Source organism: Bifidobacterium dentium JCM 1195 = DSM 20436, assembly GCF_001042595.1.
Lineage (GTDB): Bacteria > Actinomycetota > Actinomycetes > Actinomycetales > Bifidobacteriaceae > Bifidobacterium > Bifidobacterium dentium.
This window is the reverse complement of record NZ_AP012326.1, coordinates 235,916-250,000: the sequence shown is the minus strand read 5'-3', so window position 1 is coordinate 250,000 and position 14,085 is coordinate 235,916. Positions and strand designations below refer to the sequence as shown.

Annotated in this window: 9 protein-coding genes; all 9 read right to left on the bottom strand. The window is 59.3% G+C overall.

What is annotated here, in order from left to right:
* Window positions 1–28: 28 nt before the first annotated feature.
* Window positions 29–3,547, bottom strand: a complete 3,519-nt coding sequence (locus tag BBDE_RS11510) for a SpaA isopeptide-forming pilin-related protein (RefSeq protein WP_228369728.1) — start codon at window positions 3,545–3,547, stop codon at window positions 29–31.
* 352 nt (window positions 3,548–3,899) lie between these two features.
* Entirely contained in the window at window positions 3,900–4,886 is a 987-nt protein-coding gene (locus tag BBDE_RS00945; RefSeq protein ID WP_003837798.1) for a class C sortase, read from the bottom strand.
* A gap of 147 nt (window positions 4,887–5,033) precedes the next feature.
* Window positions 5,034–6,866, bottom strand: coding sequence for an ABC1 kinase family protein (locus BBDE_RS00940; RefSeq protein WP_003837800.1), 1,833 nt, complete (start codon window positions 6,864–6,866; stop codon window positions 5,034–5,036).
* Window positions 6,867–6,936: 70 nt separating this feature from the next.
* Complete coding sequence (locus BBDE_RS00935) at window positions 6,937–7,173, bottom strand: phasin family protein (protein ID WP_003837802.1); 237 nt, start codon at window positions 7,171–7,173, stop codon at window positions 6,937–6,939.
* Between the two features lie 269 nt (window positions 7,174–7,442).
* Window positions 7,443–8,201 (bottom strand): type 1 glutamine amidotransferase, encoded by a 759-nt coding sequence (locus BBDE_RS00930; RefSeq protein WP_003837803.1) that lies wholly within the window; start codon window positions 8,199–8,201, stop codon window positions 7,443–7,445.
* Window positions 8,202–8,219: 18 nt separating this feature from the next.
* Window positions 8,220–9,794 carry a Mur ligase family protein gene (locus BBDE_RS00925; RefSeq protein ID WP_003837804.1) on the bottom strand — a complete coding sequence of 525 codons (1,575 nt, stop codon included), beginning with the start codon at window positions 9,792–9,794 and terminating at the stop codon, window positions 8,220–8,222.
* 1 nt (window position 9,795) lies between these two features.
* Complete coding sequence (gene dnaB / locus BBDE_RS00920) at window positions 9,796–11,241, bottom strand: replicative DNA helicase (protein WP_033489148.1); 1,446 nt, start codon at window positions 11,239–11,241, stop codon at window positions 9,796–9,798.
* Between the two features lie 494 nt (window positions 11,242–11,735).
* The gene (locus BBDE_RS00910; protein ID WP_003837809.1) at window positions 11,736–13,562 is read right to left on the bottom strand and encodes a nucleotidyltransferase domain-containing protein; all 1,827 of its coding nucleotides are present in this window, start codon (window positions 13,560–13,562) and stop codon (window positions 11,736–11,738) included.
* Between the two features lie 183 nt (window positions 13,563–13,745).
* Complete coding sequence (locus BBDE_RS00905) at window positions 13,746–14,084, bottom strand: P-II family nitrogen regulator (RefSeq protein ID WP_003828096.1); 339 nt, start codon at window positions 14,082–14,084, stop codon at window positions 13,746–13,748.
* Window position 14,085 lies beyond the last annotated feature (1 nt).

Genomic DNA, 14,085 nt, shown 5'->3' with positions numbered 1-14,085 from the left:
CGTACTGCGCACGCGAATAGTTGAACCCTTACAGAGCGCCGGAAGACGGCGTGATCTCAGACAACGAATATGTGTACGTGCCCGGCTTTGTGAAGGTGATGTCACCGAACGTCATGCTCTGCGATTGCTCACCCGAAGTCTGATACGTCAACGTCTTCTTCATGACATGATTGCCGTTGGCGTCCACATCGGAAACGGAACAGGTATCGGCGGTACCGCAGGTAGGCAGCGGCGTGCCCTGCGCGGCCTGTAGCTGGAATTCAAACGGATATGAGCCTGTTGCGCTGCCAACCACTTTCTTCACGACCGTGACGAACCGTCCCGCAACCAACGTAATGCTGTTCGGCTGGTACACGTTGCCCACCACCGCGGCCGCAATGCCGGAGGAGCGCTGAATGGTACCGGTCAGGTTACTGGATTGCGCGCTTTCGAACACGTAACCGTTCGGCAGGCCCGTTTCCTTAATCGTGTATGTGACGCCGTCCGAAATATTGGCGATGCTGAGCGTCTGCTTGTTGGAAAGCGTGATCGATGCGGTCTCTGCACACTTCTCCGCATCGGTGTCGCCATCCGCAACGCACTGGAGGAGCTTGCCGGAAGTAGCGGATTCGGAATCGCGATGCAGTTTCATGACGATCTGCCGATCGTCCTTCTTGCCGTCGCCGGTACCGCCGGAAATCGTGCCATGATAATAGTCGGTTGTGCCATCCTGCTGCAATGTGGCGGCGTCATCTGCGCTCAACGTGACGTCGAACGAGAACCGCTGCGTGTCAAAATCATCCGGTTTGTCATAACCGTCACCCACCGTAACCTTCTTGGTGAGCGTCAGACTGGCCTTGCGCTTATCTTGCACGCGAATCACGTTCGCGCCGGTGAATATATGCGCCAGGTTGGAATTCTTCAGACTGAAACGAACGCCCTTCCCTTGGGAACCATCGTCCTTGTCTTCGGCCTGGCTGACCTTGTAGTACGTCCAACCGGTCGTGTTGACGAAGCCGTTATCCGTCATGGTGCTTTGATCGGTCAGCGTGTAGTAGCCATTCTTGTAGTCGCCGGTCCAACTGACGTCCACGGACTTCCCATGTTCGGAGCCGATGGTTTCGGACCAGCTGCCATTGGTCACACATTCCTCATCCGCGCAACGCAACTGCGTGACCTTCAGATCGGAAAGCGTGCGATTGATATCGCGATTGGCCGCGAACTGTTTCAGCGCCTCATTCAACGTACCGATATGAGTCATGGTGGAGACACCATTATCTTCGGTGCCGGCGTCTGCGAAGATGCCGTTATCGGTGATGAGCAGTTTCACCAACGTGTCATTGATCTCATAACCCTCAGGCGCTTTGGTTTCCTTGACGTAATAGGTGCCGTTGTCCAGATCGACGCCACTGCCTTGCACACCTTCGGAAGACGAGCCCGCCATGCCGAACATGCACGAGCCCTTCATCTCGTACGGATAGCTCGTATTCGCCGTGACGCAGGTCTGCAATGCGGTCGCTCCCTCCAGCAGGCTCGTGCCGTCCGCATTGACCTGATCCGCGGCATAGAGGCTGAATTCCGCACCTTCCACTGGGTTACCGGCATCATCGACCTTCTGCACGATCGGATCGTTGCGCACATCGGTGATGGCGATCTGCACGCCGAAATTACGCAGGAACTGCCGGCCGTATGCGCCCGTCTCCGTAGTGTCCAGACGAACGGTGTTCGAGGCATTGATGCCTTCCGTGGAATCGGCCGTGGTGTAGTACACGCCCATGGCATACAGCGAATCAGCCTTTTCTGCGTCGGAGCGCATGAAATAGTAGGTGAAAATGTCACCGGGCAGGCTGGAAATCGAGGCCGAATACTTGCCTTCGGAATCCAGGCCGAAGAAATGCAGGTAGTTCGTGCTTCCGGCGCCATCCGACTTGGCCAGCTGGACGACGTCAGCCATACCATTCACCGCATCGGACGATAGGTTCCAGCCTTCCAATGCGCTACCGGAAACCGCCCTCCACGCATCGGACTCCAGCGTGCCGGCGGCCGTCTTATCCCTGTGCATGATGACGGCGAAGACCTTGCCTTGAGTAACGTCATGGGATGTGCCGTTCATGTCGTAGACGGTGGCGCCGTCGGCCACGGTCATCGTTTCGTGGGCCACCGACCACGCGCCTGAATCCCATTTGCCGCTCTCATCGTTACAGAGCAGCACGCCGTCTCCTGCGGGACTGATCTGGTAGCGCAAATGAATATCCGAAGATTTGCGGTACCCCGGCGGAGCTTTGGTCTCCTTCAGCACGTAATGCGTGATGCCCCGGCCGTTACGGGCGAGATCGGCGAAATTCACTGGCTTGCCGGTCTCGTGGTTGGTGAACGTATAGACGCCGTCCTTATCGGTGGTGCCCTTGCTAATCAGGTCGGCGGCAGTGTAGGAATAGTCGCTGCCCGCCTTGTACAGTTCGAAGTTCGCTCCGGCCACGCGGTTGCCTTGCTGGTCGAGTTTGACCAGGTTGTTTTCGGGAATGTCGGCGAGGTTGTACTTGAGTTTTAGATTGGACTCATTGTTGCCGCGTTCCAGATAGAAGAAGTCCAGCGTGTGGTAGGTGCTATCCGCGAAGGTGCTCGTGTTGGTCTGTGACCATTCTACGGATTGGAATTCGTCGGAATCCTCACCACCGTACGCGTTGGCGAACATCTCGCGAATCGTCGTATTGGTGTAGGTGCTGTTGCCGGATGCGTCCGTCACCTTCACGGAACCCGTCTGGAAGTCGATGTGCAAGGCGGCGCTGTTGTGGATGCCGCCGACATCGCCGACCAGCACGCCGTCGATGAACACCCATACGTCATCGTCGCCTTGGAAGTCGAAGGTCATCGCCTCGTCGTTGATGATGCCGTTGACCGGCTGCATGAACTCCGATTGGGAATGCACGCCGAAGTAATGGTTCAGCACGGAGTTCCTCGACGAAACCTTGTTCGACAACGACCCGTTGGAGTCCTCGAACACGTCTTCGGCAGAGTTGAAGGGGAAAAACTCACCAACGGAGCTGCCCCATTCCGCCCGCACACCCGGAGTGTCGTACAAGGTCATGGAATATGACGATTTGCCCGACGTGGACTTGTCGTTCAATGTAGCGAAATTCTTGGTGCTATCGTACACATAGTAGCCGTTCTGCAGCTGCAGTAGGCCGGTTACGTTCGGATAGACCTTCCTGGAATCGCTCTCGGTATTCTCGGTATCGAACAGGTATGCCAGCGATTGCGTACCGTCGGTTATCTTGCCGTCCCAGGAATACAGTTGATCTGCCGCGATAACCGGATAGCCGTCCTGCAGCAGCGACTTGACCATTCCCTTGCGCGGCGAGGCGCTTCCCGTCCATTTGTTGATGGTGTTTTGGCTTTCGCCGTTATACGTGAAACGTAGCTGTTTACCTGCATTGATTCCCGTGTCGGAGTGGTTAAACGCTTGACCGTTGCAGTAGCTATCATCAATATCCGCGCACCCATACGGCTGCACCCAATAATCGAACAAATTGATGGTAGTGCCGGACGGGCTCACGGTATTACTCACCACATGATCCGAAAAAGGGACACTCGAAGTCTCATCGGCTTGTGCGGAAGGCGCCACGATCACCGTGACGAGGAGCATCACAACGGCCACCACGGCAGCAACGGGTTGCGGAACATTACTCAGAGCACCCTTGTTCGCCCCTCCAGGCAAACAAGAGAACCCACCCATTATAAACCTTATCCTTAGCCTTATTTGCCGCGTAAACACTGGTAGAACAAATCGTTATCCATACCTTACAAAGACATGCTGCTCGGAAGTCTACACCCTCCTTACAACAACCCCAAAACCACACAAAATACCCTCGTTAATAGGGGGGGGGCGGGATGACGGGCAGTGCATCTGCGCGACACAACTAAAGGTGAACGACCGCATGCCGCATGATGCGAGGCCGTGGATTGCGGCGACGTCCCAGAATAAGGAAGAACAGCCAGCCGGGAACAAGCACACCCAGTACGGCGTATAACCCCATCCGCATGGGATCATGCATGGCGTTCGGATCAGGTGCGGGCACCGGGATCTTCACGCGATGGCCGGAGACCAACAGCCTGTGCGTGTTCACGCCATATGGCGTGCAGGTCATGAGCGTTACACGGTCTTCGCCTTTGACCACACGCAGCCGGCTCGTCTCCGACGGCTCAATCACATCGATGCGATCCACCTCATACCCGAGGGTCTCCCCCATCACCTCGATGTAGAAGAAGTCACCCTCGCGCATCTCATCAAGCCTCGTGAACATGGCCGCCTCCACCAAGCCACGATGCCCGGTAATCACCGCATGCGAGCTTTTCCCTCCCACCGGAAGGCTTGTGCCATATAGATGCCCCGCGCCGGAAGCAAGCGCAGCATCCGACGTGCCATGATAAATCGGCAGTTTGATCGATACCTTCGGCACACGGATCGTACCCATCACGCCGTCGCCGGAATCCAGCAACGACTGATACTCACTATCTTTGGCGGCCAGCGAATCCTTGCCGGAGGCATGCGAGCCGCCCGCCGTACTGGTGAACGGGTCTTCGGCCTCTCCAAGAACGGTCTGATCAGAAGCGGCAATCTTCCTGTTATATCGTTTCGCCGCAGCAAATGCCTCCTCGGCCTGCGGATACGGCCAACCCTCAACATGCTGCGCGGCCGCATCGGCCGTCTGCGCCGTGCGCAACGAGGCCCGCCACTGCAGCACGTAGGGGAATCCGGCGATATTGATTGCGGCAATCACCAGCGTGATCACAAACGCATACCATGCATGCAACTGCCGGCGCAACCGGCGCTTACGCGCCTCACCCGCCGAAATGTCAATCACCTCATCAAACGGCAGAGGACGCCAAGGTTCGGCTTCGGCCATATGGCACCTCCTACGGGATCGCGACTTGTGGGTCACTACGCCCACCAGGCATGACGCATGGGGTACACAATAGCGTTCGGAGGGGATGAAGCGGGGGCATAGGCCACCGACAGGGGAGGCATGGGGAACGGTAATGCGCAGGGCCGCTTACCGCTTCTTTGAGTTACGGCCCTTGAAGTAAATGTCGAAGACAATCCAGACGGAAAGAATGAAGGCGATCACGTACCCGAGGAAGCCTACGATCGGGATGCCGAAAATCACCGGCTTGATGCCCGCATAATACACAATCGACGAACCGATGAACAGGCCGACCACAATCAGAGCCATCGTCAACCGGTTCACCATGTTGGCAAGCAGGTGAATCGGCTCCTGAGAACCGACCATCTCCATATTCACACGCAACTGGCCGCGCGTAAGCATACGCGAGGCGACCTTAAGCTCGTTGGCTGCGGCAAGCAGGCTATGCAACGCCTGATGTCCTTCAATCGCCAGCGACTTCGTCTCCTCCTTGATGAAATCCTTCTTCGACGTACTCGCCGCAATATGGTCGGAAATAATCTGAATCATGTTCACGTCGGGAATGAACTCGTCCAGCAATCCCTCCAACGTGACCAGCGCACGGCCGACCGTAGTGACGGTACTCGGCACCTCGATGCCGTGACGCTGCGCCATCTGCGTCAGCGCGGTCAGCATCGCGGCAATATCGAGCTCCACCAAATCAACGGTGCCGAATTCCTTGACGATCACATCCAAATCGGCAAGCAGCGCCGGGTAATCCTCCGGATCGGCCTCCGCGCCGGCGAAACGCAGCAGACCGTCGGCGAGCGCGGGCGAATCCTGTTCGGCCACCGCGAAGATCATATCCTTCAGCACGGAGCGGGTCTTTGCGTTCAGCCGGCCGGTCATGCCAAGGTCGAGCAACACGATCCGCCCGCCGCTCACCATGATGTTGCCGGGGTGCGGATCCGCGTGGAAGAAGCCTTCGTCAAGCACTTGCGTGGCATAGTTGTCGACCAGTTTGGTGCCGATCTCCTTCAGATCGTAGCCGGCCTCGAGCAACTGGTCGGGATGCGAGACGGAGATGCCCTCCACATAGTCCATCACGACCACATGCTCGGTGCACAGGTCAATGTATGGCTTCGGACAATCCATGTACTTGTACCGTTCGCAGAAACGGTTGAATTCGCTCAGGTTCCTCGCTTCCACCAAGAAGTCGGTTTCGGATTCGAACGTGTCCCACAGCTCTTCGACCACGCCGGACAGGTCCACCACCTGTGCGCTGTGCATGGTCCTTGTGGCCACTTTGGCGATGGAACGCATGATGGACACATCCTGCGCCATGGTTTCGCGCACGCCCGGACGCTGCACCTTGATGGCCACGTCTTCACCTGACGTCAGCTTCGCACGATGCACCTGTGCAAGGCTGGCCGAACCAAGCGGCGTGGCATCGATATGGTCGAAGATCTCGTCGACCGGCCGACCGTACTCGTCTTCAAGCACCTGCAACACCGTACTGTACGGCATCGGATCGGCATCGGCACGCAACTTGGCAAGTTCGTCGCAGAACGGCTGCGGCAGAATCTCGGAACGCATCGACAGAATCTGGCCGACCTTCACGAACGTCGGTCCGAGCGCTTCCAGCATAAGCCGCATTTTGACCGGCGTCAGGCCATGCAGAACATCAAAATGATTGGCGATCTGCGCAATCTGCTTCAGTCGCTTCAGCTTGCCGCGCCGCGTAAGATGATAGCGCGTGGAAAATGTGTCCTTGCGTGGACCGAACAGTCCGATCGTTTCGATGGACGTCTGCCACTGCGTGGATTGCGAAACCCCCGACTTTGCGGCAGCCGTCGCGGCCGCATCCGGCGACGGGTCGGCGGCGGGATTGATCACCGCGTTGACTCGGTCGGACAGGGTGACCGGTTCCACGCTTTCCGGACGCGCATTATCCGATCTATCTGACTGGGCATTCACAGACATATCACCACTCGCACAACACGACTTCGCCGTCCGGGCGCCTATGCGCGGCAGACGGCGAATCGAACGAATGCTACTCGGCCTTGGTTTCCGTTTCGGCTTCGGGCTTGGCCTCTTCCGAAGCTTCCTTGGCCTCCTGGACCTTGTGCTTGAGTTCGGCGTTGAGGGCCTTGCCTTGCTCCACGGTCAGCTCGCCCTTCTTGACAAGATCGTCTACGATCTCCTGGCTCTTTTCAACGGTGGTCGCCAGAGCACCGACGCCGGCGAGAAAAACCTTGCGCAGGCCGTCACCAAAATCAAAATCAGCCATGATTACCTCCCTTGGGTGATGGTGGTACCACTCTATCGCACTTTCTTCACACCCGCATTGAATGAAACTGGCCAATCCTCCTGATTACGGCCTATTTCTAGCAAGCAACGCTCCATTTCCACAAATACTGGCCTGTTTATGATGGCTGGGTGTCATAGATAGATTGGTATTTGTGGGAACGGAGCGGTTTCACGTGGAAATGAGCCGGTTTTCGTGGGAACCAGCGAGCTTCCGTAGGAACCAGCCCGAACCGTCAGACCGACCGCCACCTAGCGCGGGCGGGACATAGCCACGCGGCGCGCACGTTGCGCAACCTCGTTGATACGGTTCAGCGCAGCCTTCTGTGCGGAGGTCTGGCCGACCGCGACCGGATCGAACGTGCCGTAGCGGCGCTCGACCGCGGTACGAATCAGAAAGTCCGCAATGGCCGGATTCTTCGGTAGCAACGAACCGTGCATGTATGTGCCGATCACATTGTTCACGCGGGCTCCCTCGGTATGATCCTCACCGTTGTTGCCGGTGCCGTCCGCTTCGACATGGCCGAGCGGCTGCACCCCCTCGCGCAGGAACGTCTGGCCGGAATGGTTTTCGTAGCCGACGATCTTGCCGAAGTCGTCGGACGTTTCGGTCAGATTGCCGATCATACGCACTTCCCGACCGACCGTATAGGCGCCGATCACGCCGATGCCGTCCAGCCGGGAGCCGTCGACCGTCTCGAAATATTCGCCGAACAACTGGTACAGGCCGCAGATCATGAGCATCGGCATACCGTCGGCCGCAAGTGAGCGCAGCAGATCGGCGCGCATGAAGAAGTCGCCGATGATTTTCTTCTGACCGGTGTCCTGGCCGCCGCCGCCGAGAATCATGTCGACGTGCTCGGGCCACTCGTCGCCCTGATTGTAGGCATGCACGTGCGGTTCGTAGCCGTATAGCGCGAGACGCCGCTGGATGGTGAGCACGTTGCCGGAGTCGCCGTAGATGTTCATGTCTTTCGGGTACAGCGACACGATGTCGATTGCCTGACTCATATTCCTCGCCTTCCCTTATTATTTGCCCACGCCCGCGTCGGAGACGTCGGCGATCCTACCCAGGGCAGCGCGCACCTTGAGCATGGCGGTGTATGTGCAGTAGATGTGCTTGCGCGTACCGGGGTTCGCGTTTACGAATGCCGTGACGGACTCTTCGAGCTCGGTGCTGACGGCCTCGACCGGCACCTGATCGTATTCGAGACGCAGGGCCATGTCCCATGCGCGTACGCCGGAAACCATCCTGACGCCGGTGCCGCGCAAGGAGGTGAAGTCCACGTCCCACAGCCAGCTCATGTCGCGACCGTCGGCGTATTCGTCGTTGATGCAGATCATGGTGTCGCAGCCTTCCGGTTTGAAGGAGGCGAGCGACAGGCGGAATCCCATGGGATTCTTGACGAGCAGCAGTTCCACGGGAGAGCCGTTCACATCGATGACTTCGCCGCGGCCGAATGCCGGCGTGACCTGCGCCGCCGCGTCGATCATGGCCTGCGTGGTGGACCGTGCGAAATCTACGATGCGCGGCGAAATACCAAGCTTGCGCAGGGTCTTGGCAGACGGCACGTCGACTTCCGGCGACTCGATTGGGCCGGTGGAATAGACGGCCTGCGTGGCGAAGTCTGCGGCTGAATCCCCGGAGTCGTTGGCATCCGCACCGAGGAACGGCAGGAACATGGCGTTCGCATCGGCGGCGACGGCACGCACGACGGCAAGCGCTGCCGCCGCGTTATACAGGTTGTAGACGCCTTCCAGCCTGACGTCGGTTTCGTAGGTTTTGCCGTCGATGCCGAAACTTGCGCGGTGGTCGCCGACGGCGAGCAACGTCACGTCCGCCGATGGTTCGGCAGAGTCTGCGATTTCGGTTGACTCGACGGATGACGCAACCGACTTATCCACATCCTGCGGTGGATTGATGTGGGTTGCGTTCGCCGCGGATTCCCCGCTTTCCGTGTCGACGGTCGTCTGCATGTCGTCATCGGACGGAAAGAAGCCGCGCAATGACGCATCAAGACCGAAATAGCGCACTTCCACACCGTCTTCGGCATGCACGACGTCCGCAAGCCGTGCGATGCGCGGATCCTCGCGATTGAGTACGACGGTTCCGGTGGTCGCTTCCGCGGCCTTGCTCAACAATCGTGCGGTGTTGTCGATTTCGCCGAAGCGGTCGAGCTGGTCGCGCATCACATTGAGCAGCAGACAGTAATCGGGCTGCACCTGCCTGACGAAATGCACGGCATACGCCTCATCGAGTTCCAAAACCGCGATATCCGCATCCAGCTTGCCGGAAAGCGAGACCTCACTCAGCAGCGACGAGACCACACCACGTGTGAAGTTCGAGCCGGTCGGGTTCGTGAATACCTTCAATCCCAACGATTCCAGCATGCTCGCCACCATGCGCGTGGTGGTCGTCTTGCCGTTCGTGCCGGAGACCAGCACCACGCCGAGCGGCAGGCGGTCCAGCGTACGTGCCAGAAAGCCGGGGTCGATCCGCTCGACGATCTTGCCCGGGAACGCGCTGCCGCCACCATGTGCGAGACGGGAGGCCGCGCGAACGGCCTTGCCGATCAATGGCGTCGCAAAGGAGTTCCAAGCCATATCACACCTCCTGCTGGTAGTCCTGCGGCATGTCCTTGAACTTCGAATACGCGCCAAGGAACGCCAGATGGAACGTGTCGGTCGGGCCGTTACGGTGCTTCGCCATGATGATGTCGGCCTCGCCCGGGCGGTCCTCCTTGTCGTAGAAGTCCGGCCTGTGCACGAGGAACACCACATCGGCATCCTGTTCGATGGAGCCGGATTCACGAAGATCGGACAGCTGCGGCTTCTTGTCGTTACGCATTTCCGGGCCACGGTTCAGCTGGCTCAGCGCCACCACCGGCACCTCAAGCTCCTTGGCGAGCAGTTTCAGCGCACGCGAAAAGTCGGACACCTCCTGCTGTCGGCTTTCCACGGCCTTGCCGGAGGTCATGAGCTGCAGGTAGTCGATCACGACGAGTTTCAGATCGTTCGTCTGCTTGAGGCGGCGGCATTTCGCACGGATCTCCATCAGGCTCATGTTCGGACTGTCGTCGATGAACAGCGGCGCGTTCTGCAGGGCGTCCTGCAGATTGTTGAGCATGTTCCAGCGTTCCGGCGTGATATCGTCGGCGCGGCGCATGGCGGCCAGCGGAATATTCGCTTCGGCGGCGATGATACGTTGCGCCAGTTCGGTTTTGCTCATTTCCAAGCTGAAGATGACGGTGGGCATGCCGTGGTGCAGCGACGCCGCACGCGCGAAATCGACGCCGAGCGTGGACTTGCCCATGGCCGGTCGGCCCGCCACGACGATCATCTGTCCCGGCTGCAGACCCTGCGTCACATCGTCGATGTCACGAAATCCGGTCGGCACGCCGCGTGAGACCTCACCGTTCTGCAGACGTTCGATCTGGTCGAGGGTGTCGCCGATTACCGGGCCGATGGCCGCATAATCCTGTCGCACTTTACCGGTGGACATCTCATAGACTTCGGCCTGCGCCAGATTGACGACGTCTTCCGCTTGGGAGCCTTCCGCGGTATAGCCGAGCTGTGCGATTTTGGTGCCGGCCGCGATCACGTTGCGCAGGATGGCGCGCTGATGGATGATGTCGGCATAGAACGTCGCGTTCGCGGCGGTCGGTACGGAAGCGACGAGACTATGCAGATAGTCGCTTCCCCCCACTTTTTCGAGATCGCCGTCTTTCAGTAGCTGGTTGGCCACGAGCACCGCGTCGACCGGTTGCGAGGCGGCGAACAGGCTGATGATCGCCTCGTAGACGGTCTGGTTGCGCGGCTGGTAGAAATCGGTGACGTCGATGGTCTGGGAGACTTCGCCGATGGCGTCCTTGCTCATCAGCATGCCGCCGAGCACGGCCATTTCCGCGTCATCGTCGTGCGGTGGGATGCGGTCGAAAATCATGTCGCGTACGGCATTGCCGCCGCTGAAGCCGTTGCCTCCGCTCGGCGTGAATCCGCCGTTTCGCCGACCCTGTGCAGGGGCGCCGTTCCAAGTAGTCTCTTCTGCCATGCTCACCAACCGCAATCATCAGTGCTTCCTCGGTATCGATTCGATACCGAGGAAAACCATAATACCTGTGCATAGTCACGAACGGTGGTGTGGATGGATTGCGTCCGAATCTCCCCATGTTCGATTGCGTGTGGATGGCGCGCGCTTTCGTTTCCCTTGTCTCCATGCCTGATGGGGCCGCGACACGCTATGCAAGGGGTATTGTGGATAACGAATCCGAAAATCAGCGAGTTATGCACATTTTGGGGATAACTACGTGGACAAGCGGCATGGTTTTCCACAACATGGGGACAACTGAGTGGATAACTTGGGGACAATCCACCGGATCTGGAGAGTGCGTCAGCGCCGATTTGCCGAAGTGAACGGAAGATGCTATGTTCCCCACATTTTGGTGAATCGGCGTTGAACGACGTTTCACGGCGAAACGCACGAAAGCCTTCGTCATGAAACGTCATGTTCGAATCAAGAATCGCGACGGCGCGGAAACTGCCGGCTCACATGTGGTAGCGGGTGGCGTTGTACATGTTGCGCACAAGCGATTCGCGCCACTTGCTCCAACCGTACTGTTTGGAAATGGTCTCGCCCGAAGTGGCGCCGAGCGAGGAGCCGTCGGCGCGGGTCAGGTCGAACAGCATGTCGAGCAGCACCGGATCATGATCTATGCGAGAGGCCAGCTCGTCGCCGACCGTCGGATCGTTGGGATTCTGCCCGGTCGCGAATTCCGAGAGCGTCAGATGCTCACGGACCAGCAACGTGACCCACCAGATGATGTCACGGTCGAAACCCATGCGTTTAAGCACCGTGGAGGCATGACGTGCACCCTCGGACGCATGGTTCGTAACGCCCGGGCGCTTGCCGATGTCATGCAGGATGCCGGCCAGCAGCAGGGCCGTGTAATGCCTGTCGTCATACCGGTTGCCGCGTGGGGTTTCGCGACCAAGGCGTGTGGTCACCTCAACCATATGACGGTCGATGGTGTATCGGTGCGCGGCCGAAGCGCTTGGGCGGTTGCGCACGCCCAGCCATTCGGGAATCCAACGGCCGGGAATGTCCACGAAATCGATCTCCTCCCACACGTTGAGCAGTTCCGGGCCGGTGGCGAGCAGGCGCACGAACAGCTTGCGGGATTCCTCATCCCAATCACGGTCGCGAATGGGGCAGTTCCTGAGATTCTGCAACGTGCCAGGTGCGATCGGCAGCCCGAACTCGGCGGATGCGACGGCAACACGCAACGCGAGTTTCGCGTCGGTCTTCGGATCGGCACCGGGGGCCAGCACGATCTCCTCCTCATGCTTGGCCACGCCGGGGGCGATCACATCGAAGGTCGGCGCCTGCCGCCTGCCGCCGCCGCGTGGCTGGAACACCTGGAAGAAAGCGAATCTCGGCTTCTCATGGGTGAGGGAATGCTCGGCTCGCGAGGCGGTGGAATCCAAGGAAAACGCGATTTGGCGACCGACCCGGGCAAGCAGCGTCTGCAGATCGTCGATCGACTTGGCTTCGCGTTCGCCATCCGGCAACGTCGGGTCGGCAAGGCCCAGCATTGCGGACACCTTGGCCTGATAGGGCGAAAGCAGTATGTTCGTGTCTTTGTTGGCGACCAGATGAATGCAGTCGCGCACGTCGAGCAGACGTTCGACGGCATCGTCGTACCGGCCGTGCGGACGATCGGCCAGCCAGGAGGCGGCAAGCGCCGCGACCAGCACCGAATCGCGCAGACCACCACGGGCCTCCTTGATATCGGGTTGGTTGATGTAGGCCATACGGCCGAATTCGTTGAGTCGGGACGTGGCGGAACCGAGCAGTTCCGGCAAACGCTTGCGGGCGGCCTTGCGCCATCGTTCGAGAATGGAGGTGGCCGTGGTTTCGATGAGCTGCGTATCTCCCGCAATCGGCACCACGTCAAGCCATCCCATGGCCGCAGGCAGATCATGGTCAGTGACGGCCTCGCATTGGGTGCGGGTGCGGACGGACTGGTCGAGGTCAAGCCCTGAATCCCAAATCGGGTACCACAGTTTGTTGGCGAGCTCGTTGAGTTGCCGATCGGTCAGGGCGTGCGGTTCATAAATGACCACCAGATCAAGGTCGGAGCCCGGTCCAACCTGACCGCGAGCCAGCGAGCCGACCGCGCCAAGGCCGATGCCAGTGGCGGGCACTTCGAAGGAGACCGCATCGAGAGCCTCCTGCCAGAGCTGTTTGAGGCAAGTCATGGCCAGATCGGTACGGGCCTTGCGTTTCGCCGCACCATCGCGGTACACGCCGTCGGCATCCGGCTGGCTCATGGCCATGAAACGTTGCTTGAGACCATCGACTGCAGAAGTCATAGTGCAAGTCCTTTTGACGATTGCGCCCCTCCGCCGCGCCCCGTACGGCGTCTCGCCATCAGAAGGAGGATGGAGGGAAACGAAAATCCCCGCACGGCACATAGCACGTACGGGGATCTGTCTTATTGATAACCCGAGAATAACCCGGGGGTCTTTAATACGGCCTATCCGAACCGATGCGGATCAGATGGCAGCCGAGCCAGTCTCGCCGGTGCGCACGCGGGTCACCGAGTCGAGCGGTGCAACCCACACCTTGCCGTCACCGATGGTGCCGGAGCCGGCGGACTTGACGATCACACCGACCAGCGTCTCGGCGTCGGCGTCATCGGCCAGCACCTCGATGCGGATCTTCGGAATCAGGTCCACAGTGTATTCGGCGCCACGATAGACCTCGGTGTGGCCACGCTGACGGCCGTAACCGTTGGCTTCGGACACGGTCAGACCGTGCACGCCTGCGGCAGCGAGGGCTTCCTTGACATCGTCAAGCTTATGCGGCTGGATGATAGCGGTAATGAGCTTCATC